The sequence below is a fragment of the Streptomyces sp. NPDC013457 genome, assembly GCF_043089925.1.
Lineage (GTDB): Bacteria > Actinomycetota > Actinomycetes > Streptomycetales > Streptomycetaceae > Streptomyces.
On record NZ_JBICBL010000016.1, the window covers coordinates 33,185 to 58,772 of the forward strand.

Genomic DNA, 25,588 nt, shown 5'->3' on the forward strand with positions numbered 1-25,588 from the left:
GACGGGTTCACGGCTGGTCGCGTGCCTGCTCGGCTGCCTGGCGCGCGGCGGCCTGCTCCGTGGTGGCGCGGGCGGTGCTGAGCCGGCCGCCGCTGTTCTCCAGGTGAGCGCGCACGAACCACTGGAAGAGCTCGAGCCCACGCAGCTGCTCGATGAGCATGTCCTGGGTGACGGGGTCGGAGGACTCGGTGGCCTGCATGGCAGCCCGGTGGTCCTTGACGATCTCGGTGTAGACGAGGTCCAGTGCGCCCAGGTTCGTAACGGATGATGTCTCGCGGCCACGCAACCATCCCCCTTGTTCGGCCGCCCGTCGGAAGCCTCCGTACAGTCCTGTCGCCATGGACCCCCGGTCGAGTGGTAGGCACGCTCACGACCAGAACGGAAGGTCCTCACCTCTGCCCGGCCCTGTGTCGTGTGCATCGCGCTGTCCCGGCGCTTTTGGAACCCAGCGGATCCGCAGGAACCCGGCAGGTCGCTGCGGGAGCGCGCGAGAGTCGGCAGACCGCCGTGTGCTCCTCGTCTGTGGGCCACCGGAGTGAGTACGCCCCTGGACCGGCCTGTGCCGGGCAGAGATCAACGCATCCGTATGAAGGTCTTCGACAGAAGCACCGACGTGCAGCTAGCCGGGAGTGAGAAGAGGTCAGGCATGCTTGGACTGCCGCCGACATTGGCCGAGACGGCTGAACGCGTTGCCGATACTCCAACCGTGCTCGGCGCTGAGGACGCGGCGGCCACCGTCCTCGACAGAGTCCTGAACGAGCGACTGCACCAGTCCCGCGCGGTCGATCCGGTCTTCGCCCGCGATGTGGCCGACCGTGTGGCAGCTCTGGTGTCCCGCGGTGGAAAGCGGCTGCGCACCGCGTTCGCGTCGTGTGGCTGGCTCGCCGCGGGCGGCTCGGGCGACGACACGGCGGTCCTCCGCGTGGGAGCCGCCCTCGAACTGCTCCAGGCGTGCGCCCTCGTCCATGACGATGTGATGGACGGATCTCTACGCCGCAGGGGTGCCCCCGCGATGCACGTCGAGATGGCCCGCAGGCACTGGGCGGCGGGCATGCACGGCTCCGCCGAGTCCTTCGGGACCTCGGCCGCCGTGCTCGCCGGTGATCTGGCCCTGGTGTGGGCGGATGATCTGCTGGCCGACACGGCGCTCGGTACGCCGCAGGGCGCGCGGCTGGTCGAGGAGTGGCGGGCGGTGCGCACCGAGATGGTGGCCGGTCAGTACCGAGACCTGCACGCTCAGGCGGCCCGTTCGTCCGGAGTCGAGGAGGCGCTTGCCATCGCGACCCTGAAGAGTGCCCTGTACACGGTGGCCCGCCCGCTCGCGCTGGGCGGGACGCTGGCGGGGGCCGACGAGGACGTACTGGACGCCTTGCGGGCGGCCGGTCGGTGCGCCGGGCTGGCGTTCCAGCTCCGTGACGACCTTCTCGGCGCCTTCGGTGACCCCGTTCTGACCGGCAAGCCGACAGGTGACGATCTTCGTTCGCGCAAGCTCACCTACCTCCTGGCGGTCGCGCTCGAACTTGCCGAGGCCGGCGGGGATTCTCGGGCCGCGGCAGCCCTCGCTCCGGGCGCCGAAACGGGGTCGGAGCGGGCCGTGGAGCGTATGCGCACCGCCCTGGAGAGGACGGGGGCCCGGGCGGTGGTGGAGGCGAAGATCGGCGAACTGGCGGGCCTGAGTCTCCTGCACTTCGAGCGCACCGGCGCCCGCCCCAGCGTGCGGGACGAGTTCGCCGCCCTGGTCGCTCGGGCATCGGGCGTGGTGCCGCGGTGCGCGGAGGAGGTCGCGTGAGGACGGTGGCGGGGCCGACGGATCACGTCGTCGTGGTGGGCGCCGGTCTGTCGGGGCTGGCCTGTGCCCTGCACCTGCTGGGTGCCGGCCGCCGGGTCACCGTCGTGGAACGCGAGTCAGGTCCGGGCGGTCGGGCCGGCCGTCTGGACCTGGGCGGATACCAGGTGGACACGGGTCCGACGGTGCTGACGATGCCGCATCTGGCCGACGAGGCGTTCGCGGCAGTCGGTGACAGTCTCTACCGTCACGTCGAACTGGTGGCCCTCCATCCGGCATACAGGGCGTGCTTCGCCGACGGTTCCTCGCTCGACGTGCACACCGACGGAGAAGCGATGGAGGCGGAGGTACGACGGTTCGCCGGACCGGCGGAGGCGGCCGGCTACCGTGACCTGCGGACATGGCTGGAGCGTCTGTACCAGGCGCAGATGCGCCGCTTCATCGACACCAACTTCGACAGTCCCTTCCAGCTGCTCAGCCCGGACCTTGCGCGTCTGGCCGCGCTCGGCGGGTTCGGCCGACTGGACGGCAGGATCGGCCGCTTCCTCTCCGACGACCGCCTGCGCCGGGTCTTCTCCTTCCAGTCGCTGTACGCCGGTGTCGCTCCTGCTCGTGCCCTCGCGGCCTACGCCGTGATCGCCTATATGGACACCGTCGCAGGTGTCTGGTTCCCCAAGGGAGGGATGCACGCGATTCCGCGCGCACTGGCCGATGCTGCCGCGAAGGCCGGCGCCGAGCTGCGCTGGACGTCCGAAGTGGGCTCTCTGGAGCGCTCGGCACACCGTGTGCGGGCCGTTCGCCTGACGACGGGCGAACGGATCCCGTGCGACGCGGTGGTGCTCACGTGTGAACTCCCCTCCGCCTACCGGCTGCTGGGACGTACGCCCTGGCGCCCGTCAAGGACTCGGTACTCACCGTCCGCGGTGGTCCTGCACGCCGGCACGGACCGCACCTGGCCCCACCTCTCCCACCACACCCTCTCTTTCGGTGCCGCGTGGGAGCGCACCTTCGACGAACTGACCCGGTCGGGGCGGTTGATGAGCGATCCGTCCCTGCTGATCACCCGCCCGACCTCGCACGATGCCGCCCTCGCACCCCCCGGCCGCCATCTGCACTACGTCCTGGCCCCGTGCCCGAACACCACGGTCGGCCCGTCGGCTGCCGCCTGGCGGGACCTCGGCCCGCTCTACCGCGACCGCCTGGTCGGCGAACTGGAGCGCCGGGGCCTGGACGGGTTCGCGGACAGCGTCCAGGAGGAGCTGCTGGTGACCCCTTTCGACTGGACGGCGCAGGGGCACGCGGCGGGCAGTCCCTTCTCGGTCTCCCACACCTTCGTCCAGACCGGACCGTTCCGGCCGCGGAACCTCGTGCGCGGCGTGGAGAACGTGGTGCTGGCCGGTTGCGGAACCACTCCGGGCGTCGGCGTCCCCACGGTACTCATCAGCGGCAAGCTCGCCGCCGCGCGCGTGACAGGCGGTGCCGGCCGTCGGTACGTGGCCGTGCGTCCGCCTCCGGCTTCGCCGCCCGTACTCGCCACCCCGACCCAGGCAGGTGCTGATGACCCGTCGTGAACTCGAGGCGGCGGGGATCACCGATCCCGCGCTGCGCGCCGCATACGCCAGGTGCCGGCGGCTCAACGCCCGTCACGGCAGGACCTACTTTCTCGCCACCCGGCTGTTGCCGCTGGAACGCCGCTCGGCTGTTCACGCGCTGTACGGCTTCGCCCGCTGGGCCGACGACATCGTCGACGATCTCGACCGGTTCCAGGCACCCGCCGAGCGCGACCGTCTGCTCAGCCGTCTGGAGCACGACCTGGAGCGGGGGCTGCGGACGGGCGAGGGAGACGAACCCGTGGTGCGGGCCGTTGCCGACACCGCCCACCGGTACGACATCGAGCCTGCGCTCTTCGCCGACTTCCTGTCGTCGATGCGTGCCGACCTGAGTGTCACCGAGTACCCCACCTATGCCGCGCTGCAGGGCTACGTGCATGGTTCGGCCGCGGTGATCGGTCTGCAGATGTTGCCGGTACTCGGCACGGTCGTGCCCCGTGAGGATGCGGCCCCGCATGCGGCGGCTCTGGGTGTGGCGTTCCAGCTCACCAACTTCTTGCGGGACGTGGGTGAGGACCTCGACCGCGGGCGCATCTACCTGCCCGGCGATCTGCTCTCCGCGCATGGTGTGGACAGGTCCCTCCTGGAGTGGAGCCGTCGCACCGGGCGCGGCGATCCGCGGATCCGCAGGGCCCTCGTCGCCGCGGAAGCGATGACGAGGGACGAGTACCGGGCGGCGGAACCGGGCATCGCCATGCTCGACCCGCGGGTACGTCCCTGTATCCGCACGGCGTTCACTCTCTACGGCGGCATTCTCGACGCGATCGCGGCGCAGGACTACACCGTGGTGCATCGTCGTGCGGTGGTGTCCCGTGGGCGTCGTGCGGCCACCGCGGCAACCGGTGCGCTGCACGTGGTACGCGCCCGGTGGCAGGGTCGCTTCGCCGGAGCCCCGCGGGCAGCGGCGGCCCCGGCTGCCGGCGAGCGGAAAGGGGTGGTGCGGTGAGTGAGCGAAGGGGCGGGGCACGTTGGACGCCTCCGTTGCGGCGTCGGCGTGGTGGCCCGGGCTGGGCGACGCAGGAACCGACCTGGCGGCAGGCGCGGCCGGCGCTCATCATGGACGCGCTCAAGCGTGCGTCCGCCCGTCCCTCCGGCAACTGGTTCGTGGTCGGTTCCTCACGGGAGATGGCCGCCGCGGGACGCCCGTACGGCAGGACGGTCGGTGGCGTGGAGGTGGTGCTCTGGCGCTCGGACGCGGGCGTCCTGCACGCGGGGCAAGGCGTGTGTCCGCATCTGGGTGCTCCTCTGCGCGACAGCCGGGTGGTGTGCGGCACGCTGGTCTGTCACTGGCACGGCCTGGCTCTGAACGGTTCGCCGTTCGCGGGCTGGCAGCCGTTCCCCGTCCACGACGACGGAGTCCTTGTGTGGGTACGGATGGACGCGGTGGGGGGCGAGGAGCCCGCTGAGCGCCCGGTCGTTCCGGTGCGGCCCGCGACGGGCCGCGGGGTGGACGCCGTGTTCACCGTGGTCGGGAGGTGCGAGCCGCAGGACGTGGTGGCCAACCGGCTCGACCCGTGGCACGGGTCCTGGTTCCATCCGTACTCGTTCGTGGACCTGGCGGTGGTACGTGAGCCGCAGGACGACGTGGACGACGCGTTCGTCGTCGATGTCTCCTTCCGGGTGGCGGGGCGTCTGGTGGTTCCGGTGCGGGCCGAGTTCACCGCGCCGGAACCGCGCACGGTCGTCATGCGGATCACCGACGGTGAGGGAGCCTCGTCCGTCGTGGAGACGCACGCGACGCCGCTGACCGCTCTGGACGCCGAACGGCCTCGGACCGCCGTCGTCGAGGCGGTCGTCGCGACGTCGGACCGGCAGGGCTTCGCGCTGGCCCGGACCGCCGCCCCGGTGTTGCGCCCGCTCATGCGCCGTGCCGCGGCACGTCTGTGGCGCGACGATCTGGCCTATGCCGAGCGTCGCTGGCTGCTGCGGAGCACGGGGAGGTTCCCCGGTTGACGAAAGGACGCCGGCGGGCTGTCTGCCGCCGGCGGCCTTCGGGCGTCGATGGGCCGTCGCTCAGTCGGTCGGCCGGCGTCCCGCGACCGCCGCGAGTGCTCTGAGCACGGGCGAACGGCCCGTCCGGGGAACCGTCCACAGGGTCTGGCCCTTCACTCCCCAGTCGGCGAGAAGGGCGTTCGCCGCCAGGAAGCCGGTGGTGGCGGCCCGTTCCATGAGGGCGACGGGGAGGTCGCAGCGGATCACGTCCCCGGCCAGCGTCAGCCACGGGTAGGGCGTCCGCACGGTGGGACGCAGTCGGTGTGTGCCGACGAGGAACAGCGGGCAGTCCGAGCGCCATTCGTGCCGGGCGTCGACGACGCGTGCGTCGCGGGTCTCCGGATACACCTGGTGCAGCTGGTCGACGAGCATGCGCTGAGCCTTCTCCGGCTCCGCGGCGTCGTCCGCGGCGTAGGCGTGCAGCTCGACCACCGAGCCCCTGTTCCGCGCGGCCCAGCGGGCGGCCTCGCCCTCGTACCGTTCCAGGATGCTGATGTTGTCCAGTCCCGCGAAGCCGCTGGTCCCGAGGAAGGGCGGCCGGTCCGCGTGTACCGGCCGGTCCAGCCAGAGCCGGGAGACGAGGAACGGGGGCGCCGTGCGCAGTCCGGCGATGCCGTCTCGCCAGGCGGGGGTGCCCAGGCCCGGTGATGCGGAGACGATGTGTCGCAGTCCCTCCGTGTCGAGGGCGAGGACGACGGCGTCGTGGTGGTCCGTTCCCGTGTCGGTGCGCACATCCGCTCCGGCGTCGTCGCGACGCGCGAGGACGTCGTGGACGGGGGCACCGGTCCGGACGCTCACGCCGAGGCGCTGGAGGTAGTCGCCGAGCGGTTCCCAGAGCGCCTGGGGAAAGGGCTCGCTCGGCACGTCGAAGAGCAGGCCCTCCGCGGATCCGAGGAAGTAGATGTGGAACATGAGCAGCAGTTCGGCGGCGGACAGTTCGCGGGGGTCGGCGAAGAAGCTGCGCGTGAACACCTCGAACGCGAGGTGGTTCGCGGCTTCCGGGAAGCGCACGGTCCGCAGGAACTCCGTGGCGGTGATCTCGTCGAAGCGCTCGTACACCTCGGGAACGCGGACGTCGAGGAGCGGCAGCGCCGCCCGGGCGTCCATGGCGGCGAGGTCCCGCCAGCCGAAGGTCGGACTCAGGGCGACGAATCCGAGTGCGCTGAACGGAGGTGTCCTGGGAACGCGCGCGAAACTGTCGGTCAGGCCGCCGCTGTGCCGCAAGGGATAGTCGGACAGCGGGATGAGGCGTGCCAGGGAAGGATCGGTACGGCGCAGCAGGCCTCGCAGGTTGTAGTACTGGCGGAAGAAGGCGTGGAACCCGCGCGTCATCGTCGCCTGGGAGCCGTCCGCCAGTCTCGTGCTGTATCCGGAGAGCCGGCCGCCCAGCGAGCCGTTCTTCTCGTAGAGCGTCACGCGCGCACCGCGTTCGGCGAGCAGCGTCGCCGCGGCAAGGCCGGCGATTCCGCCGCCCACCACGGCGACCGACGGCTCGTCGCCTTCCGGGAACCTCGCTCTGCCGGGTACGGGCACGAGAACGTCGGCCTTGCGGTCACGCCCTCGCCGCGCGGCTCCAGGCACGGCGCCGGTCACAGGTCGCGCTCCTCGGCCGTCGTCGATCCGTTACGGGCGAGGAAGGTGTGCACGATTCCCGTCTGCCATCCGGCGACGGGGGCGACACGCACTCCTGTGAAGCCGGCTCCTGTCAGACGTCCGGCGAATGCGGGGGCGGTGTCGAAGGCGAGGACGCTGCGCCAGAGGTGGTCGTACAGGGCACGGTCGCCGGTGAGCGTGCCCGCCGGGATGACGATCGCCCGGCAGACGGCCGTCCACAGAGCGCGGTGCACCGGCGAGCCGCTGAGGCTGTACTCGTGGACGGCGAGACGTCCCCCGGGACGCAGCAGGGTCCGCACGGTCTTGAGCACCGCGTCCGGGTCGGTGACGTTGCGGAAGAGGTACGCGGCGAACACCGCGTCGAAGGGGCCCTCGGCTTCCGCGACGACGTCCTCGGCGGTCAGGTGGAGGAAGCGCACGCGGGCGGACCAGGGCTTGGCCAGCGCGCGGCGCAGCATGCCCGCCGACGCGTCCACGGCGGTGACCCGGGCCCGGGGCGCCGCGTCGAGGAGGGCCTTGGTGGAGGCACCGGTTCCGCAGCCGAGATCGAGGATGTGCAGCCCCGCTCCTTCTCGGGGCAGGCGGAGCCGTCGCGCCGAGCGCAGCAAGTCGGCCCGGTATCCGGGGTTGAGAGCCGTCAGACGGTCGTACGTACGGGACGCGTGGTCGAAGGCGCGTGAGAGGTCGTCGTCGCGCAGCAGTGTCATCAGGGGGTGTCTCCAGTCCGTGGGACGGTGTGGGCACGGCGGGAAAGGAAGGGCACTTCGACCGCGGTACGGAGCATCGGACCGACCGGTGTGCGCAGTCCGATGCCCCACTCCTCGTGAACCGAGGTCGCGCCGTCCAGGAAACGCAGCAGCCGGGGCGTCTGCGTAAGGCGGAAGAGATCGGTGAAGAAGGCGGGGCCGTCGATCCGTCCTGTGTCCAGCGCCCGCAACAGCACCGCGTCCATGGCGAGCGCTCGTCTCCCGTGCGGCGGGGGCAGCGTGTCGCGGCCGTCGCGCAACGCCGTGGCGATGGCCCGGCTCTGACGCTGCACGGCTGCGAAGGTGTAACCGGTCGACGGGCGGGTCGCACCGCCCGCCGTCCCGATCCGGTACACGGCTCGCCCGATCCGCCCGGGGAAGCGGGCGTCGGTCATGGGGATGACCCCCTGTTCCGCCGTACCGACGGTGAACGCCCGCAGGCCCAGGATCTCGCGGGTGTAGTGGCCGAGTGCGGCCTCGTACGCCGACGTGGTCAACGGCGCGCGGGAGAATTCGGTGTACTCGACGAGTGCCCGATCGGCGGCCAGTGGCAGGACGTAGCCGAAGGCGAGCCCGTGACTCGGCTGCGGCACACGGAAATCCATCAGGGTGGCGACCATGGGGTCGAACTCTTCGGTGGCGGTATGGACGAACCAGCCACGGAAGTGCTGAAGCAACTGCGTCCGGGCAGGGGGCAGGGACGGCAGCGGCCGCGAGTCGAAGACCCGGCGAGCGCGCAGTGTCAGGGGGCGGCCTCCGGGCAGCGTGCACCGGACCTCCGCGCCCCCGGGCACGTCGCGCACCTCGACTGCCGTCGCTCGCAGTACGCGCCCGGCGGGCGAGCGCTCCAGGCAGGAGTGGACCATGCGCTCGAACGGCGTGGAACGCACCATGCGGTAGGTGAACGGGGTCGGGTCGACGGTCACGTCCCGGCCGTCGGGTCCGTGCACGCGCAGCCGTGACCAGGAGGCGCTGACGGCGTCGCCGAGGTCGGTGTCGTCCTGGCCCCAGTAGCACCACGTGCGTTCGGCCGGGCGGAGCGGGCCGTCCGGCTGCTCGACGAGAGTCACGGATCCGGCACCCGTCCGAGCCAGGTGGTACGCCAGACTGAGTCCGGCCGCGCCACCGCCGAGGACGGCCGCCTCGCAGGTGTCGGTGGAGGCAGGTGTCACCGGGCCCGCCGCTCGATGACGGGCATCCCGGCCGGGTCCGTGCGCAGGAGTTCGGCGCCGGCCGCCAGCGCGTCCGCGACGGCGGCGGCCATCTGACGCGGGTCGCCGCCCGGGGGCAGCGGCGGGGCGGTACCGGCCACGGGACGGTCGGAGAAGCCGGTGTGCAGGTGGCCGGGCCGGATCTCGAGCACCCCGACGCCGACCGTCCGCGCTTCGCGGCGCACGGCCTCGAGCCAGGCGCGCAGTGCGGCCTTGGAGGCGCTGTAGTCGGCCATCCCCTTCTGCGGGCGCTCCGCCACCACGCCGGTGACCGCGGCGATCGCCGAACCGGGTTTTAGGACGTCGAGGGCGGCGCGGAAGAACGCGGCGGGGGCGAGGTGGTTGACGGCCATGAGGTGCTCCGCGACCTCGTCGCCGACCTCCCCGGCCGTACCGAACGCCACCGCTCCGAAGGCGACGACCACGGCGTCCAGTCCTCCGAGCGCGGCCGACGCCTGCTCCACCGCCTTGGCGCACGACCCGGGGTCGTAGGCGTCGAACCGGGCAGTCGGGGCGCCTGGGTAGGCGTGTGCGGCGGAGGCCAGCCGAAGCGGATCTCGTCCGGCGAGGGCCGCCCGAGCACCGCGGCCGACGATCTCCGCGGTGATGGCACCGCCCAGGACGCCGGTGGCACCGGCCACCAGGACACGTGCGCCGCTCAGCTCCACACTTGGCTCCAGGGGTACGGGTCGGCAGGTCACGTACAGTCGATGAACTCTTCGGGCGGGAGACCTCCCACGGATGCGGCTGCGCAAAACCGACATACGACCTGAGCTTAAAGCCGACATACGGTCTGAGCTTTGCCCGGCGCCGGCGCACCGTGCACCGATCCGGTCGCCGGTGATCCCCAAGCGCGTATCGGCGTGGACCGAAACGCGTGGTGCGGCTCGAGCGATTGCCGTGTCCGTCGCGACGACGATTGCCGCGCTCTGCTACTGCGCTGCCGCGGCCAGGACCACTCCGTCGTCGGGGTGACCTCGCCGACGGCCTGTCCAGCCCTCGCCGACGGCCTGTCCAGCCGCAACACGCCGTCGGACAGGGCCTCGGCGATCCGGCTGGGGACGCGGCCGCCTGGACACCCCTCGCGCCGGCTCGGATCGATTGCCGCGCTCACCGACGGCGAACTGGCGACGGTCCGGCGTTCAGTGATGTCGTGAGCGGTCCCCGTTTACCCATCGGTGGTGCGACGTCCTCTGATGCAGCTACTCAGTCACCGTGGCCCGGCCCGCCACTCCCGAAGCCGCCACTGGAGATGCCGTGCCACTTACGCCTCTCCTCGCTCGGCGGTTCTGGGTCGGTCTCGCCCCAGCTACTGAGGTTGTACGGCATCAGTCGATGCTCACCGTCGTTCGGCGGAACCTCCGAGGCTTTTCGGTATTCAGTCATCTCGCCGGGAAGGTGATCCGACGCTGGTCGGTGCGGCTGCGATTCAGGGTCCGGCGGCGGGAGCTCCCTGTTCTTGATCCGGATCCCAAGCATGAAGGCACCGATCAGGACCGCAACAACGACCAGCCCACCCAGGACTTGGGCCAGCCCTGACTGCCAGACGCCAGACGCAATGACCTGCTCTCCCAGAAGATGCGCGTGCATGGGAATACCTCACTCGTGTTCGCCGGTTCCCCGGAGGCCGATTCGAGATGCCCGGTGCGTCATCCACTCTTTCCCACGTGGGCCGACGGCGGATGCACCACTCGCGCCGGACGGGAATCCCGGACGGATTCAGCCATTGGGTCAGCACGAGAAAGCCAGCGTGCGCGACTGCGCGACATGTGGGCTCGCCTCTGCCGCAACCGTGACGAGGATCGTACGGATGGGTGCCGAGAGCGCTCTGATGGCCGGCTCCACTGAGCACGGAAGGGAACTGCGCTGGAGGCCCTGAGACCGCGCCACTGCCATGCCACCGGGCAGGCAGTGCCGATCTCACTCTCACCGCAGGGCCTGCCCGCCGACGAGCCGCCTCAAGGCCCACTGCGCCAGACCTGCGTAGGCCGCGAGGGCGAGAACGGGACCTTCGATGCGCAGGAAGGTGGCAGAGCCTGTCGGGAGCGGAGCGACAGTGTGGTGCAGCCGCAGACGTACCGGGCCCATGCGGACTCGCCACACCCACCGCATCCGTGGCTCGTCGACGGATTCCACGACGAAATGCGCGATTGCGCCGAATCTCGCCACGACCTCTCCCTGCATGCCCGGCACGATCCGCTCACCCGCGACTCTTACCGCTCTGATCTGAGGCGACCACGCCACCCAGTGCGCGGGGAGGGAATAGCAGGACCAGACCTCCTCGGCGGAAGCCGGCCCTGCGGCCCGAAGTGTCAGCACCGCCATGGACCCGCAGCCGTCCCAGAGGACCCGGCGGTAGCCGACGGCGACTCAGCACGCGGCGAGGGCCTGGCTTGCCCCAGACGCGGGGGCGCGGCTCGGCCCGGCGACCGGCGGGCGACACGCGCCACGGCTCTGGACTTGCTCACGCGACGTGCCCCTCTCGGCGATCGGCCTGGCGGTGGACCACCGTCCCGCATACACAGTCTCACCAGTGTCACGCATCATCCTGACCGTGCCACTCGGACCTCGCGCGCGACGCACGCGTCGGGCGTCTCTCCGCATGCGCGGTCTGGGCCTGCCAGATGCAGTGGCAACTCGGCCGAAGCACTGTGCGGGTCGGCCGACCCGCCGCGATGCGCGCTGTCATCCTTGATATGCGTCTGACCCTCTGCCAGGTGAATGGGGCCGGACCGGGACGGGAGTGAGGTACCTCTCGCGCACCCGTTCAATGCCAGCCGGTGTACCCGTCCTGGTTCGCAGGCCCGGTGTCCGCGCCCATGAGGCCGATCAGGAAGACAACCACCACGATCAGCGCGAGCACCACCAGCCAGAAACCGTCCTCGAATCCGGAAGGGCCCGGCCTCGGCGGATGATCGTCACCCCTGCCCTCGGCGGCGCCGTCCTCGTCGCTCACCCCGCACCCCCTCCATCCTCATTCATGGCACCGCGCCGCACGGTCGGCGTCAACCCTCCCGGTGCCCGGATTGTTCGAGGAATCGGTGACCAGCGGCGGAGCTTCTCGGTCGGCTGCCGCTGCAAGCGCGCTACGCAGGCTCCGGGCCGCGTCCTTGGGGGCCGAGCGCGACAGCCTGGTCGGTGAGTCGTGGAGGACGCGGTGCGCCATGACCGCGAGCGGCGCGGCCCATCCACTCCTGCGTTCTGTGGGCCGGCGCCACTGGGCCCAGGGGGTGAGTAGTGTTGTCATCTTCGGCTGGCGGAAGCCGCCCGGAGTCCCCGAAGGCGGTGCCGGCACCGATGCCCTCTGATGCCACTCCCACACGACTCCGACTCGACCAGGCGCTGGGCTGCGTGGCCAGTACTTTTCGCGGGATGACAGCTCGCAGCGACGAGGCCCAGTGCGCCTGCCCATTGGGGCAGTGCCGAAGAGCTTGCCCAACTGAAAGTCCCCGACCTGGAGCTCGCCGCCGACCTACTGCATACCCGCGCCTGGAACGCTCCCGACTGGAATGACCACGGAGCCGTACTCCGTCGCATCCTTCCTCAGCTCGCCAGGGAGCTCGTCGACGGGCGCGTCGATCCGACGTTCGCCGACTGGGTCGGGCAATCGTTCGCTCGTGGCCGCTGGCAACAGTGGCCCGCCGATCAGAGCGCGGCGGTCCGGGAGTTCCTGAACGCCTGGTGGGCGCATAGCCTCACCGAACCCGACCCCGCCTTCCCGGCGCACGAGTTCCTCAAGCTGTGTGCCGAGGCATCGGCCATGCTCACGCCGTGGCTGGAGGCCTGGGAGGCGCTGGGCCACCCTGTCGCAGACCAGCACCTTGCTCGGGCGGTTTCTCTCTGGGAGTACGACCTGCTCGTGGACGCACTTCCTTGGGAGCCGTGGTGCCTGGGGAACAACGACCCAGAGGCCTGGCGTGCCGAGCTCGCGGCCTGGCTCGTCCGAGTCGCTCCCGCACGGCTGCCCACGCACGACGGCTCCGAGGAACAACTCCATCGAATTCGCCTGCTAGGACTCACCGGTCCCGCTCGCTGGGATGACCCGCACCGGCCCGAACACCTCTACTGAGCTGTCCCCGCCAGCGGCCAGACTCCCGGCCAGCTCCACCCAGGTCGGGCCCGATCCCACCGCGACCACCACTTATCGGGATCTGCCAGAACCTCCTCGACCGCATGGCCGAGGCTGAGCGAAGGGGGTGGCTCGGCGAATCGACGGCCTTCGCGTCAGCCTCGCTGGCGCCAACGACCGCCTCACCCAACTGGACGACTTCCGTGTGCGCTCTGTCGGCAGTGTCCGGCGGGCCGCGCCGCTGCTGGCCGCGGACCGGCTCGACTGCTGGGTACGGGCCTGCTGCGTGCGTCTTCTCCCACGTCGCCATCGGGCACGCGGCGTGGGCAGTCGGCCGTGGCCGCCGGCGGCGCGGACCCTCCGGGTGCACGCTCCGGTCGGCGGCCTCGGCCACGGTCTCGGCAGCCCGCCTCCCGCGCCCTCACCCGCCTCGCAAGAGGAGACCGGGCGTACCAGGGGCTGGCTCCTTCCCCGCCTCATCGAGGGCGGGGAGAGAAGCCACATCCCCAGACGGCAACCGGGGTCACCACCGTGCTATGGCACCGTGCGCCGCGTTCCGCCGGCTGTCAGGCACGGTCGGCCGTTGTGGTGGCTCTTGTGCTGCGGAGCAGTACCATCGCCGCCAGGGCGATGACAGCCGCAGCCGTCAGGACCGTCAGAGCCTGTGCCCAGATGAGCCGGGAACCGAGGCTGCTGTTCAGCAGGTCCACCGTGCGCGCGCCGGCCAGGGCGTGCAGTGCGATCAGCGCAGCCGCGACCGCCGCCGCAGCGAACCAGGCCCTCGTGCTGTCCCGCACCGCCAGCCATGCGCCGCACAGGAGGCAGCAGGCGGTGATCAGGGCGGAGACCGTCGCGGCGGTGCCGCCGGACAGGCCCGGCACGCCGGTCGGCAGATGGACCAGTCCGCAGGCGAACAGCGCGATCGCCGCAGGCCAGCGCAGCCTTGAGTGCAGCGCGGAGGATGGAACGTGAGCTGCCGGAGTTGCCGTTGCCGGATGGTCCGAGGGCGCTTTCGCCGGCTTCAGGACCCTGCGGATCGTTTCCGATACAGGCTCCGCCGCGGCCGCGGATTGCCGCGACGAGGGTTCGGTGCTCTGCCCCGGCGCGGCCTGGGATGACTCGGCGTCGGTGCCGCCCAGGGTCCGCCAGCTGCTGCTGTCGGTTCCGATGATGTTCACGAGTTCGACGATGTCCTCGATCGGCCGGCCCACGGCCGCGGCGCGCAGTGTGGTCTTGGCCTGGTGCAGGTCGTAGCCCGCCTCGTTGAGCAGGACGACCAGTTGCCGTACCTCATCCAGGGGCCGGGAGACCGCGGCGGCGCGGAGCGCCACGTCGGCGGGACATGACACCGCGGCAGAGTCCTTGAGCCGGGCCACCAGCGCAGCGACCTCGGGCACCGGACGCTCCGTCGCTGCCGTCCACAGCAGCGTGTGCAGTGCCTCCTCACCGTCCGGAGCCTCCATGGCCGCCGCTCCCGGGACAGCCGGCTCTTCAGCGGCCGTCTTCGAGTCAGCAGACTCCGCGACCGCCGCTTCCACGGTTCCGGACGGGCCGACGGCGAACGACGCGGCGGAGGGCGCCGGAGGAGCAGAGCCTCGTTGCGCGCCGGCGATGACCGCAGCCACCGGAGCAGTTCCGCCCGGCGGCACGGCAGCAGCCTCCAATGCCGGCACCGTGGCTTCCGGAACAGCAGGCGACCGCGTGCTGCGAACCGGCCCGCGGTCAGGGAGAGAACTGGACTTGTGCTCTGAGCCGACAGCGCGGCGCTCCGTGTCATCGCTCGCCGGAGTGCTGTCGAAGAAATCGGGGGCCATGCTGAACTCCATTCACAGCCACCCACGGCATCCGCCATGGCTGGCTCATGACGCGCTGAAAGCGCGTACCTCACCACCACTAGTACGCGGAACTTCACGCTGCGCCATCCGAGGCAACACCACACTCGCCCAACCGGGCGAAAAGCCCTCCCGAACCCACGCCGCTACCTCCTGTCCGTGCGGTGCGCGCGCCGTATGGACAGTGAAGACCGAGGTCGTCGGGGGCGGTGGCGCGCGGAGCCGGCCGAGCAACGGCGAAAGCGTCGGCGGGCGCGCCTACCCTGAAGTCATGGCGACGGTACGGGTCAACGGGTTGATGGTCGCTTACGACCGTGTGGGCGAAGGGCCGCCCATCGTGTTCTTGCATGGTGCGGCGGAGGACGCCCGCGTCTGGCGGCCGCAACTCGACGCGCTGGCGGACGCGTTCACGGTCGTGGCGTGGGACGAGCCCGGAGCCGGCCGTTCCTCCGACATCCCCGGGTCTTTCAGCCTCGCTGACTACGCCCATTGTCTGGCCGCCGTCGTGGAGTCGCAGGGGCTCGGTCCGGCTCACATCGCCGGCCTCTCGTGGGGCGGCACTGTCGCCCTGGAGTTCTACCACCACCACGCGGACCTCGTGAAGACACTGATCCTCATCGACACCTATGCCGGCTGGAAGGGCTCGCTGCCCGCGGAGGAGGTGCGTGCCCGGGTCGAGGGCGCGCACCGGATGCTGTCCGCGCCGCACGGGGAGTTCGGTCCGACGCTCCCCGGACTGTTCGCCGGCGAGCCACCTGCCGAGTTCGTACCGCTGCTGGACGCGATGGCCGCCGCCGCGCGCCCCGAGACCATGCGGACGCAGCTGTCTCTCATGGCCCGGACGGACCAGCGGGATCTCCTGCCCACCGTGTCGGTACCCACTCTCCTGCTGTGGGGAGAGCAGGACGTCCGCTCACCACTGGCCGTCGCGCGGCAGCTCCAGCAGGCGATCCCGAATGCCGGTCTGGTCGTGATCCCCGGCGCGGGGCACGTCAGCAATCTGGAACGGCCCGAGGAGTTCAACCGAGCCGTGCGCGACTTCTGCGGCTCCCACTCCTGAACCGGCGCACGATGCCACCCGAGCCCGCAGCTCTGTCGCGCTGCGCCCGCCGGGACCCTGAGTCACAGCCCCGGCGACATCCCTCGTCACGTACATCGCCCGGCTCGTCGAACGCCGGGATCAGGGCATCGACGTCGGCCTGCGGCAGCTCACCGACGCGCTCCTCAAGCTGCTCGGGACGGCGGATCGACGCGGAACAGCCGGTCACCCGTCCCGCCACGCGCCCACGATCCAGAAGACCGCGAACCCCGTCCACAAGATCGCGAATCCCCAGACCAGAAGGGGCCCGCCGAACAGCGCCATGGCGCCGAGCCAGCCGAGCCCCAAGGCCAGGAACGGCCAGCCGAAGTTGGGGAAGGCGATGAGGCCCGAGAGCCGTCCGCTCACCATTCCCCATGCACCCGCCGCCAAGATCAGAGTGCCCAGCGCGAGCCACCACAGGACCCCGGTCTCCGAGGAGGGTGCGTAGGAATGGGTGCGTCCGCCCACCTCGAGCCCCACGACCTCACCACGCCACAACCGGACTTCGGCCCGGTCCCCCGCCTTGACGTCCTCGTACGTCTCCGACCCCACCGCCAACCAGGCGGCGCGGTCGGGCCACTCCACCTCGACGTCGTAGTACGTCGTGCACGTCGTACCGCCTCCGCCACCCCCGGTGGATACCCCACCGGTCACGGCCCCGCCCATGCTGCCGCCGGCGGTGGCCATGCCGCCGCCTCCGCCGATCGTCGTGATGCCGCCGCTCGTGCCGCCGCTCGTGCCGTTGGAGGTGCAGCGCTCGCCCGTCCTACGGTCGAGCACCGTGCCCGCCTCGCGCCGCACGCACGCCTCTCCGTCGCCTCCGCTCCCCTTGGCGTTCCCGACCTCGCAGACCGGCGCATCGCGGTACACCATGGTCTGTCCGTACCCCTCGGCGACCTGCTGCCCGCAGAGAAGGACTCCCCATCCGGCCGCGAGGACGAACAGTATCCGTAACCAGACGGGCATCCGCCCGTAATACCAACCCCGTCCGTACCCCGTTGTTTTCACCCAGCCGTGATGCCCTCAGGACGCGGCCCCCATGCGCCGGCCCGGGGGTGTGGTCTCGGCGGCTCGCCCGGCGAGGGCGACGGGCTGCGGCGCGTCAGACTGTTTGCGGTGTCCAGGTCTTCGGCGACGGGGTGTCGGCCGCCGACTGGGGGACCTTCGCGCAGGAGGTGTAGCCCGACAGGAAGAGGGAGGTGGTCGAGTCGTTCCACGCCAGGTCGAACTGGTCACCGCTCGCCGGGTCCTGGACGCGGAACCCGAACTCGACGAAGTCCTTGCCCCGGCGGTTTCCGTCGTGGGTGAGGGTCCAGCCCGCCGAGGTGAACTTCTGGCGCAGCCGAGCCTCCGCGCCACGGGCGACGTCGGCTGAGATGTCCTCGACCGTCCAGCTGAGGTCGTAGGTGACGACGTCCGGCAGTGTCTTCTCGATGCTGAGTCCGCCCGCGTAGCAGCTGTGGCCGGGTACCACCTGGGCGGGCCTCACCGCCTCGTGGGGTGGCAGGGCCATGCCGTCGTACGCCCACTGCGCGCGGTCCGTCAGGCGCTGGGAGAGCGTTGACGGGTCGGCGGAGGGATACTCCCGCTCCAGCACGGAGCAGCCCGTGGTCGTCAGGGCGGCGAGCAGCAGGACCGGGAGCACGGCAGTCTTCCTCATGGGTTCGACCGTACGGACGAGACGGTGCCGGCCGCATGAGCACGGATACTCAAACCCGCGGGAAGAGATCCGGGGGGAATGGGGACCCGGCGCGCCACCAACACCTCCGCCAGCCCGACCATCGGGCAAGCGGCGGTGGTGGTGCACGGAGCTTCGGTAGCTAAGGTCGTCTCCCCATCACTTTTGACCACAAGGGAGCAGGCTGTGCGCAGCGTCGTCATAACGCCCGAGGGCGATCGCATCCGTTGGGTCGAGCTGCCCGGGCAGGAGCCGCCCCGCGTCTACGTACATGGGTTGGGCGCAACGTCGCCTGCCTACTTCACGGAGGTCGCGGTCCATCCTCTGCTGGCAGGTCGCCGGTCTCTGTTGGTCGACCTGCTGGGGCATGGCATCAGCGACCGGCCGACGGGCTTCGACTACACGCTGGAATCGCATGCCGATGCGCTCGCCACCGTGCTCACCAGCTCGGGCGTAGCCGGTGCCGAGGTGATCGCGCACAGCATGGGCGGCTCGGTAGCCATCGTCCTGGCCGCCCGCCACCCCCACTTGGTCTCTCGGCTGGTCCTGGTCGACGCCAACCTCGACCCGATCCCGCCCGAGCCCGCCGCAGCAGGCAGCAGTGGCATCGCCTCCTACTCCGAGCGGGAGTTTGTCGCAAGAGGATGGGAAGAGGTCCGCGACCGGGTCGGTGCGCACTGGTGGTCCACGATGCGCCTCGCCGGCCGTGCGGCCCTGCATCGCAGCGCGGTCCACCTCACCCGCGGCACCGTCCCCACCATGCGTGAGCTCTTGCTGGAGCTGAAGATCCCCCGCACCTACCTGCTGCCTGCTGCCGACGGCCCGCTCCCGGGCGCTGAAGCCCTTATCGAAGCCGGGGTGTCCGTCGTTGCGATCCCGGACTGCGGACACGTCATCATGCTGGACAACCCGGAAGCCTTCGTGAGTGCCACCGCGGCGGCACTCGCGGACCGAGAGCAGGATGAACACCCCTGAGGGCGGTCGCGGAAGCGAACGGACGACACCACCCCCTGACGCTGGACCGCACCGTCGTCGGTGAAAGCGCGGGTCCCCTCAGTGCACAGTCCAGGTGGTCTTGCCTCCCCCGACCCACCGGACCTCGGCCGGGTCATCGAGATCATGGATGGTGAGCCCCGCCTCCGCAGCGATCACCAGCACGTCCGTCATCGACGTCGCCCTGCCGGCAAGCTCGCCGTCGAGTTCGACCATGCGGAACGGGGGGTTGCCAGGAAGGACGCCCAGCACGGTGATGCGGGCCGGCGATGGGGAGTCTGCGGTCATGGGGAGACCGTTGCACGCCGTCACGACAACGGGCACGGCGACACGACCCGAAAGGGCAACAAGTGGGTCGGCTTCGTGCGGGCGTCGTTGGTTGCCAACCAGGTGACGGTGGCATGGTGCTGAGCTGATGCCCGTGCGCCCCTTCACGGCGTCGGTCGAGAAGGGGCGCTTCTGGCGTTTCTCCCTCCGTTCCGTGGTGTCGTGGCGTCTTCCTGGCAGGCGTCACGACACGACGGGTGCGCTCTTCTGGGCGGGATCCTTGAATTCCGGGTGGTCCGGGCCGTTGTCCGGTGTGGCGGCACGCAGCGCCGCTTCGACCCGGCGGTTGGTGGTCATGGACGCGGTGACGGCCGTCATCGCCAGGAGGAGGGCCCCAGCGGCATAGAGCGGGGTACGGATGTCGTAGCCGGTCGCCAGCCAGCCGCCGAGGAAGGCCCCGAGGGGAGCGGCACACATGGCCAGCATCCGGGAGGTGGAGGCGACCCGGCCCATGAGGTGGGCGGGGACGATCGCCTGCCGGAGTGAGGGTGCGAGCACCATCGTGGCGCCCATGCCGGCCCCACAGACGGCGAGCGCCAGACCGGCCACGAACGGGTTCGGGGCAGCGGCCAGGCCCAGGATGGCGAGTCCTTCGACTGCGGCTGTGCAGGTCAGTGCGGTTCCGGTGCCGAGGCGTCGGCCAAGGTGGGAGGCGATGCCCGCACCGAGCAGACCGCCGGTGGCCTCCGCCGTGAGGAGCAGGCCGAAGCCGTAGGTGTCGATGCCGAGGTGGTCGTGGGCGAAGAGGGCGAGGACGGTCTCGACGGCGAGGAAGGAGATGTTCCCGACCGCCGGGCGGAGCGCGAGCCCGAGCAGGAGACGGTCCCGGAAGACGTACGAGGCACCGGCCCGCGCCTGGTGGAGCAGTGACTCACGGGCTTCACGCACGGGCCGGGGTACGGCGGGAAGCGACCGTACGAGCAGTGCGGACAGCATGAACGACACCGCGTCGGCGAGCAGCGGAACCGCGCGTCCGAGGGCAAGCAGCGCACTGCCCGCGGGCGGACCCGCGAAGCCGGACATGGCGGTCTGGGCGCCGCGAAGGCGGGAGTTGGCGCGCTCCAGGAGCGCGGGGTCGCGGCCGAGCAGGTCGGGAAGGTAGGCCGTGGCGGCCGTGTCGAAGAAGAGTCCGCCGAGGCCGAGCAGGAAGGCGACGACCGCGAGCAGCGGAATGCTCAGCATGTCGACCGCCGCCGCCACCGCGGGTATCACGAGCAGCATCGCACGTGCCGCGTCCACGACCCACATCGTGCGCCGGCGGTCCCAGCGGTCCACCAACGCACCGCCGAGCACCCCGAAGAGCAGCCAGGGCAGCGTCCCGGCGGCCGTGACGACGGCGAGCGCCATCGGATCCCGCGTCAGCGTCAACGCGATCAGCGGCAGCGCGGCGTGCGACACCCCGTCACCGAGCGAGGACACCGTCTGCGCGGTCCACAGCCGTCCGAACCCGGTCGGCAACTTTTGAGCGTCTGCGGTCACTTGGAGTCTCCTTCGGCCTGGCCGCGGGGCGCCGGGTGGAACAGCGCGAAGACGAGTGACGCGTCCGGCAGCGACGGATCGGACAGCTCGCGGTACTCGTCCGCCAGTGCCTGCAGCCGCGCGCCCAGCTCCGCGAACTGCTCCTCGGTGAGCCGCAGGTGCGCCATCCGTACGTGCCGCTCGCCATCCGCCGGCGAGGCCTCCAGGTCCGCCACCGCATGCCGCATCAGCACATCCGGTCCTCCCTCGCCCGGATCAGGCAGCACGATCGACCGCGCGGCCATCGCGTAGTACCGCTCGGTGACACCTCGCACCTTTCGCGTCCGTACCACCTTCACCAGACCGGCCCGCTCCAGCAGCCGCACGTGGTAGCTGGAACTCCCCTTCGCCAGGCCCACTCGTTCGGCGATCTGCGTGATCGTCGCGGGCTCGAAGCGGAGTACGGCCATGATCCGGTGGCGCGTGAGGTTGGAGACGGCGCGCAGCTGCTCGTCCGTGGTGACGTGGAACGTCTCGGGAAGATCATCGGTGGGCATGCGAGTAATGGTCAACGATTCTTGACCATTGAGCAAGGGCATTTCGCGCAGACTTTCGGAGACCGAGGTTCTGCACCATGCTCAGGCCCGGCGACCGGGACCACAGTCCGACAGGCGGCTACCGGAGCAGCGGCTCGACGGCGGACTGCCGCGTGCGTACGGTCATGCCTCCGGGGCGTGAGCGTGTTCGGAGTCGGGAGGTGTTGCGACGACGCGTTCGGCCCAGAGCGTCTTGCCCCGCCCCAAGGGCCTCACGCCCCAGCGCTCGGTGAGCTGGGCGGTGATGAAGAGGCCCCGGCCGTTCTCTTCCGTGTCCAGGGCGCGGCGGAGATGGGGACTGGCGCTGCTGTCGTCGGTGACTTCGCACACGAGGGTGGTGTCGCCGTCGCGGATGAGGCGCAACTGGATCGGACCCTTGGCGTAGCGCACGGAGTTGGTGACCAGTTCACTGACGACGAGCGCCGTGTCGTCGATGACGTCCTGGGCGAGTCCCCATTCCGCGAGTTGCTCGGCGGCTCGTTTGCGGGCCTGACCAGCGCTCTCGGGGGCGTTGACGAAGGTCCAGGCTTTGGTCTGGGAATCGTCCAGTGTCCGTGTGCGGGCCAGCAACAGATAGGCGTCGCGCGGGGGTTGTTGCGGGGCGAGGGCATCGGCGCACGCGTCGCACGCGGCTTGCAGCGAAGGTCGGGGCTCGGCGAACTGCTCGCTCACCAGGCTCAGCGGCGTCGTCCCGGGAGCGGACCCGGCAAGCAGGGCGATGTTGTAGATCAGCAACGTGGTGCCCTCGGGCAGGGCGCGTTCGGTGAGCGCGTACTGCCCACGCCCTTGGCCCAGTGGTGACCCTGCCGCGACATCGAACACTTCGACGTCGCCGCCCGGATGCACCAGAATCGGCGAGGGGTGTCCCGCGCTCGCTGCGGCGCACAGCCGCGTGACCGGGTCGTAGACGACGCAGAGACAGGTGGCGGGCGGGGCTTCGCCGGCATCGGACGCATCCGCGTCCGCCGGAGTGGTGGGGCGGCTGGCGAGGTCGTGCAGGCGTTGAAGGATCTCGTCCGGCGGCAGGTCGAGATCGGCGAGCACCTCGATGGCCGCCCGGACCTCGCTCATCACTCCTGGGCTGGATGTCCCGGAAATGGTGTCCCCGGCAACAAGCGCGACCCTGGACCCGGAGAGGGGGATGGCGTCGTACCAGCCGCCGCCTGTGCCGGCCGGCAGGTGGGTGCGGGCGAGCTCGACGGACGCGTCCACGGAGGCCTTCGTGTGGGCGAACCCACCGGACAGGATGCGGGCGGCCGAGCGCTCGCGGCTGTAGAGCCGGGCGTTGTCCAGGCACTGGCCTGCGTGCGCGGTGAGCTGCTGCGCGAGCCGCAGGTCCCGGTGGTCGAACGGGGTCGGGTTGTGCCACCGGTAGAAGCAGGCAAGACCGAGCACCACGCCCCGTGTCCGGATGGGGACCAGAAGCATCGAGTGCGTTCCCGCGCTCAGGATCCGGGCGTCGCGTCCACGCGCGAGATCGATCCACGGGGCGTTCGGGCGAAGTTCTCGGATCAGCTTGGGGGCCAGGGTGTCCAGGACCGTGCGGTGGGGCGTGCCGAGCGGGTACACGTCGACCTCGCCGACGACGGGGACGCCCTGCTGGTCCGGTCCGGCGACCGAGCGGAAACCGGCGCGTCGGACGGTCTGGTTCCGATCGAGTGCGTCAGCGGTGGGAGCCCGGCCGCGGAGGACCTCGTCGTAGACGTCGACGGTCACGGTGTCGGCCAGCGCAGGGGAGGCGACCTCGCAGAACTCGGCAGCCGTACGGAAGACGTCGAGCGTGGTCCCGATCCGTGCGGCCGCCTCGTTCAGAAGCCGCACCTCCGCTTCCGCCCGCATCCGGGCGGTCACGTCGGTCACCGCGGCTGCCAGCCCCAGCACAGTGCCGTCGGCTCGCTCCAGGCGGAACACGGACACCGAGGCGACGGCCTCGACCGGTGGGCCGGCCCGGTCGCGGGCCCGGATGCTCAGTTCGATCTCAGGAGTGCCTGTTTCCAGTACACGGCGAGCCGCCCGTTCCACGGTTGCCGGATCGGTGACGTCGAGGGTCCGCAGGATCTCGGGAAGCGTACGGCCGAGCAGCCGGTCGACCGGGAACTGCCGCATCAGCCGAGCGGATGGGTTCACCCGTACCAGGCGCAGGCCTCGGTCGTAGACGTGGAGGCCCATGGGTGACTGGGAGAACAGCGCGTCCAGGACGGCGTCCCCCATTCCCTCGGGCACCGACCGGCTGTCCGGATGATCCTCACGAACCACTGCAAACGTCCGTTCGACAAGACGATGGACTGCGTGCCTCTCATGCAACGCCCACCACGCCGAGTCGGCCACCGCAGCGGATGGGGCGGGTGATGCGGGCCGGTCCGATCCGTGACCACGAGGCCGTGGTGGAGCACGGCGCCGCCTCCGCCGTTGCCACGAGGGACGACGGTGGTGGGGACGACGGTGGTCTCGCACGGGTGCCGACGCATGGGCCGGTCGGAGCAGCCGAGATGGCGGGGCCCGCCGTCGCGAGGAACGGTAGCCGCAGCGGCCGAAGCGTTGCCGCGGCTCCGTGCATGCCCGAGGAGGGGCCCATGCCCGCTCGCAACACCGTCCTGAGAAGCCTGCACGACATCGGTCTGGCCGCCTGGTTCGGCGGATCCCTCATGGGCGCGGTCGGCCTCAACGGCGCAGCCAGAGCACAGAGCGGGGGCGACTGGGAACTCGGCGGGCGCATCGCGAGTTCGGGCTGGTCGAAGTGGGCCCCGGTCGGTGCGGCCGCGATCGGGATGCACATGGTCGGCACCGGCGGGCTGCTCGCCGCGAATGCGGCACGGGTCGTCACCCAGCAGGGTGTGGCCGCCTCCACGATCGTCAAGACCGCACTGACCGGCGCCGCGCTCGCAGCGACGGCCTACACGCGCATGCTCGGCAAGAAGATCGAATACGTTTCCTCGGAGAGCACGCCGGACGCCGAGAAGGCCGGGCAGCATCCTGCGGAGACGAAGAAGGCCGAGCACCACCTCGAGGTCATGCAGTGGGTGGTGCCGGCGCTGACAGGCGGCCTGCTCGTCCTCAACGCCGTCCACGGCGAACAGCAACGGCCCACCCAGCAGCTGTACGCCCTGTGGAAGCGCTACCGTCGGATCGCCCCCTACCTGCCCCGTCCTGGCCACTAGGGCGTGCTGCGAAAGTCCCGCCTGCCCCGCGACGCCTGGCACGCACGCTCGCTGCGTTGTCGGGATCGTCCGAGTACGCCCGGTACGAGGACGACCCTCCGCCTTGCGATCGCACGCTCCCCCAAGCTCTCGGCTGCGGGACCCCCATGACGCCGCGGGGCCCGCCCTTCGGGCGGACGGCGCTACTTTCGCAACACGCCCTAAAGGGTGTTGCAGAAGGTCCGGTTTCGGCAGGCCGAAGTGGTGCTTGACCTGCTGTTTCATCGTGTCATGGCGAGGTTGTGCATGGTGGCGACGGCCTGGACCGCGTGGTGAAGGCCGTCTCCTTTCTGGCGGCAGTCGCGGAGGATCTTCCAGTTCTTCATGCGGGCGAAGGTGTGCTCGACCCGAGCGCGAACGCGTCGGTGTTCGGCGTTGTCCTCTTCCTGGCCCCGCAGGAGGGGCCGTCCAGCCCTTCTGCGGTGCGGGACGATCAGGCCGGTGCCCAGGTAGGCGCCGTCGGCAATGACCGTCGTGCCGGCTGCCGCGGCTGGCAGATCGGACTCGCGCCAGACGTGGGCGTCCGCCTTGTTGCCCGGCGCCGGGCGTGCGCTCGCGACGACCAGCCGGCTGTCCGCGTCGATGATGACCTGCACGTTCGCCGAGAACCGGTAGTTCCTCGACGAAGCGCCCACGCTGCGGTCGCGGACGGGGATGAGGGTTCCGTCCACGATCCACAGCCGGTCCACGTCGGCGACCGGCCGTGGGGCCGGCTCCAGTGCCAGCAGTGGCCGCAGGCGCTGGATGACCCGGCAGACGGTGGCCGGGGAGATCCCGAAGAGTGGGGCGAGCTGGCGCATGGTGAGATTCGTGCGGTAGTAGACGGCCACCAGCAGGACCCGGTCGGGCAGTGGCAGGCACCAGGGCCTGCCCCCACCGGGACCGTTTCCACCCCGCTCCCGCACCACCTTCACCAGCTTGGCGAACCGGTCCGTTCGCAAGCCCGTGAACGTCTCCACCCACACCGACTCAGCCCGCAACACCCCACCCATACGGGCAAAATGCCCGGAACTGAGCCTTCTGCAACACCCTTTAGGGCGTGTTTCGAAAGTCCCGCCTGCCCCGCGACGCCTGGCACGCACGCTCGCTGCGTTGTCGGGATCGTCCGAGTACGCCCGGTACGAGGACGACCCTCCGCCTTGCGATCGCACGCTCCCCCAAGCTCTCGGCTGCGCTCGAGCAGGGGGGACCCCCATGACGCCGCGGGGCCCGCCCTTCGGGCGGACGGCGCTACTTTCGCCACACGCCCTAGCCCCTCCCCCGCTGACCTGTCAGCAGGACGGGCACCTCGACCGTCCCTCAGGCCGGGCAGCAGGCCGCTGGCGGCCGCTCGTCCGTCGCGACGACGACCGTGCTCCGCACGGTGGTGCCCTCGCCCAGGACCGCTCCGCCGTCGGT

At 70.8% G+C, this 25,588-nt stretch carries 22 protein-coding genes and 1 pseudogene; 7 read left to right on the plus strand and 16 right to left on the minus strand.

Going from position 1 to position 25,588, the window contains the following annotated elements:
- Positions 1 to 7: 7 nt before the first annotated feature.
- A pseudogene (locus tag ACF1G2_RS32815) lies at positions 8 to 256 on the minus strand (DNA starvation/stationary phase protection protein); the annotation flags it as partial.
- Positions 257 to 646: 390 nt separating this feature from the next.
- On the opposite strand from ACF1G2_RS32815, the gene ACF1G2_RS32820 reads away from it, so the two are divergent.
- Genes ACF1G2_RS32820 through ACF1G2_RS32835 form a run of 4 tightly spaced genes read left to right on the plus strand, consistent with a single transcriptional unit; the run spans position 647 to position 5,349 of the window.
- The gene (locus ACF1G2_RS32820) at positions 647 to 1,789 is read left to right on the plus strand and encodes a polyprenyl synthetase family protein (protein ID WP_391801798.1); all 1,143 of its coding nucleotides are present in this window, start codon (positions 647 to 649) and stop codon (positions 1,787 to 1,789) included.
- A complete protein-coding gene (gene crtI, locus ACF1G2_RS32825; protein ID WP_391801799.1) occupies positions 1,786 to 3,357 on the plus strand; it encodes a phytoene desaturase family protein in 1,572 nt (523 codons plus the stop codon). The genes ACF1G2_RS32820 and crtI overlap by 4 nt, the downstream gene beginning before the upstream one ends.
- On the plus strand, positions 3,344 to 4,342 hold the full coding sequence (locus ACF1G2_RS32830) for a phytoene/squalene synthase family protein (RefSeq protein ID WP_391801800.1): 999 nt from the start codon (positions 3,344 to 3,346) through the stop codon (positions 4,340 to 4,342). Before crtI ends, ACF1G2_RS32830 begins: the two co-directional genes overlap by 14 nt.
- A complete protein-coding gene (locus tag ACF1G2_RS32835) occupies positions 4,339 to 5,349 on the plus strand; it encodes a DUF5914 domain-containing protein (protein WP_391801801.1) in 1,011 nt (336 codons plus the stop codon). The genes ACF1G2_RS32830 and ACF1G2_RS32835 overlap by 4 nt, the downstream gene beginning before the upstream one ends.
- A gap of 60 nt (positions 5,350 to 5,409) precedes the next feature.
- Here ACF1G2_RS32835 and ACF1G2_RS32840 read toward each other — a convergent pair whose 3' ends face one another.
- The 8 genes from ACF1G2_RS32840 to ACF1G2_RS32875 form a co-directional block, all read right to left on the minus strand.
- Positions 5,410 to 6,981, minus strand: a complete 1,572-nt coding sequence (locus ACF1G2_RS32840) for an FAD-dependent oxidoreductase (RefSeq protein ID WP_391801802.1) — start codon at positions 6,979 to 6,981, stop codon at positions 5,410 to 5,412.
- Entirely contained in the window at positions 6,978 to 7,709 is a 732-nt protein-coding gene (locus ACF1G2_RS32845; protein ID WP_391801803.1) for a class I SAM-dependent methyltransferase, read from the minus strand. The genes ACF1G2_RS32840 and ACF1G2_RS32845 overlap by 4 nt, the downstream gene beginning before the upstream one ends.
- Positions 7,709 to 8,920, minus strand: a complete 1,212-nt coding sequence (locus ACF1G2_RS32850) for a lycopene cyclase family protein (RefSeq protein WP_391801804.1) — start codon at positions 8,918 to 8,920, stop codon at positions 7,709 to 7,711. The genes ACF1G2_RS32845 and ACF1G2_RS32850 overlap by 1 nt, the downstream gene beginning before the upstream one ends.
- Positions 8,917 to 9,627, minus strand: coding sequence for an SDR family NAD(P)-dependent oxidoreductase (locus tag ACF1G2_RS32855; protein ID WP_391801805.1), 711 nt, complete (start codon positions 9,625 to 9,627; stop codon positions 8,917 to 8,919). The genes ACF1G2_RS32850 and ACF1G2_RS32855 overlap by 4 nt, the downstream gene beginning before the upstream one ends.
- 538 nt (positions 9,628 to 10,165) lie before the next feature.
- On the minus strand, positions 10,166 to 10,549 hold the full coding sequence (locus ACF1G2_RS32860; protein ID WP_391801806.1) for a DUF6479 family protein: 384 nt from the start codon (positions 10,547 to 10,549) through the stop codon (positions 10,166 to 10,168).
- A 336-nt stretch (positions 10,550 to 10,885) separates the two neighbouring features.
- A complete protein-coding gene (locus tag ACF1G2_RS32865) occupies positions 10,886 to 11,284 on the minus strand; it encodes an SRPBCC family protein (protein WP_391801807.1) in 399 nt (132 codons plus the stop codon).
- 442 nt (positions 11,285 to 11,726) lie between these two features.
- A complete protein-coding gene (locus ACF1G2_RS32870; protein WP_391801808.1) occupies positions 11,727 to 11,915 on the minus strand; it encodes a hypothetical protein in 189 nt (62 codons plus the stop codon).
- A 1,679-nt stretch (positions 11,916 to 13,594) separates the two neighbouring features.
- The gene (locus tag ACF1G2_RS32875) at positions 13,595 to 14,854 is read right to left on the minus strand and encodes a hypothetical protein (protein WP_391801809.1); all 1,260 of its coding nucleotides are present in this window, start codon (positions 14,852 to 14,854) and stop codon (positions 13,595 to 13,597) included.
- Positions 14,855 to 15,131: 277 nt separating this feature from the next.
- Here ACF1G2_RS32875 and ACF1G2_RS32880 point away from each other — a divergent pair, with 277 nt between their 5' ends.
- Positions 15,132 to 15,920, plus strand: a complete 789-nt coding sequence (locus ACF1G2_RS32880) for an alpha/beta fold hydrolase (protein ID WP_391801810.1) — start codon at positions 15,132 to 15,134, stop codon at positions 15,918 to 15,920.
- Between the two features lie 204 nt (positions 15,921 to 16,124).
- Here the strand turns inward: ACF1G2_RS32880 and ACF1G2_RS32885 are convergent, their stop codons facing one another.
- Positions 16,125 to 16,907, minus strand: a complete 783-nt coding sequence (locus tag ACF1G2_RS32885) for a hypothetical protein (RefSeq protein ID WP_391801811.1) — start codon at positions 16,905 to 16,907, stop codon at positions 16,125 to 16,127.
- 136 nt (positions 16,908 to 17,043) lie between these two features.
- Positions 17,044 to 17,601 (minus strand): hypothetical protein, encoded by a 558-nt coding sequence (locus tag ACF1G2_RS32890; protein ID WP_391801812.1) that lies wholly within the window; start codon positions 17,599 to 17,601, stop codon positions 17,044 to 17,046.
- Between the two features lie 204 nt (positions 17,602 to 17,805).
- Here ACF1G2_RS32890 and ACF1G2_RS32895 point away from each other — a divergent pair, with 204 nt between their 5' ends.
- Positions 17,806 to 18,594, plus strand: a complete 789-nt coding sequence (locus ACF1G2_RS32895) for an alpha/beta fold hydrolase (RefSeq protein WP_391801813.1) — start codon at positions 17,806 to 17,808, stop codon at positions 18,592 to 18,594.
- Between the two features lie 78 nt (positions 18,595 to 18,672).
- Here the strand turns inward: ACF1G2_RS32895 and ACF1G2_RS32900 are convergent, their stop codons facing one another.
- The 4 genes from ACF1G2_RS32900 to ACF1G2_RS32915 all read right to left on the minus strand — a co-directional run bounded on the left by ACF1G2_RS32900 (position 18,673) and on the right by ACF1G2_RS32915 (position 23,216).
- Positions 18,673 to 18,900: a hypothetical protein gene (locus ACF1G2_RS32900; RefSeq protein ID WP_391801814.1), complete on the minus strand. Its 228-nt coding sequence runs from the start codon at positions 18,898 to 18,900 to the stop codon at positions 18,673 to 18,675.
- A 222-nt stretch (positions 18,901 to 19,122) separates the two neighbouring features.
- Entirely contained in the window at positions 19,123 to 20,397 is a 1,275-nt protein-coding gene (locus tag ACF1G2_RS32905; protein ID WP_391801815.1) for an MFS transporter, read from the minus strand.
- A 17-nt stretch (positions 20,398 to 20,414) separates the two neighbouring features.
- Positions 20,415 to 20,954, minus strand: coding sequence for an ArsR/SmtB family transcription factor (locus ACF1G2_RS32910; RefSeq protein ID WP_391801816.1), 540 nt, complete (start codon positions 20,952 to 20,954; stop codon positions 20,415 to 20,417).
- A gap of 162 nt (positions 20,955 to 21,116) precedes the next feature.
- Positions 21,117 to 23,216: a SpoIIE family protein phosphatase gene (locus tag ACF1G2_RS32915; RefSeq protein WP_391801817.1), complete on the minus strand. Its 2,100-nt coding sequence runs from the start codon at positions 23,214 to 23,216 to the stop codon at positions 21,117 to 21,119.
- Between the two features lie 350 nt (positions 23,217 to 23,566).
- Here ACF1G2_RS32915 and ACF1G2_RS32920 point away from each other — a divergent pair, with 350 nt between their 5' ends.
- Positions 23,567 to 24,151 carry a hypothetical protein gene (locus ACF1G2_RS32920; RefSeq protein WP_391801818.1) on the plus strand — a complete coding sequence of 195 codons (585 nt, stop codon included), beginning with the start codon at positions 23,567 to 23,569 and terminating at the stop codon, positions 24,149 to 24,151.
- Between the two features lie 260 nt (positions 24,152 to 24,411).
- Here the strand turns inward: ACF1G2_RS32920 and ACF1G2_RS32925 are convergent, their stop codons facing one another.
- Complete coding sequence (locus ACF1G2_RS32925) at positions 24,412 to 25,182, minus strand: transposase (RefSeq protein ID WP_391801819.1); 771 nt, start codon at positions 25,180 to 25,182, stop codon at positions 24,412 to 24,414.
- Between the last annotated feature and the right edge of the window lie 406 nt (positions 25,183 to 25,588).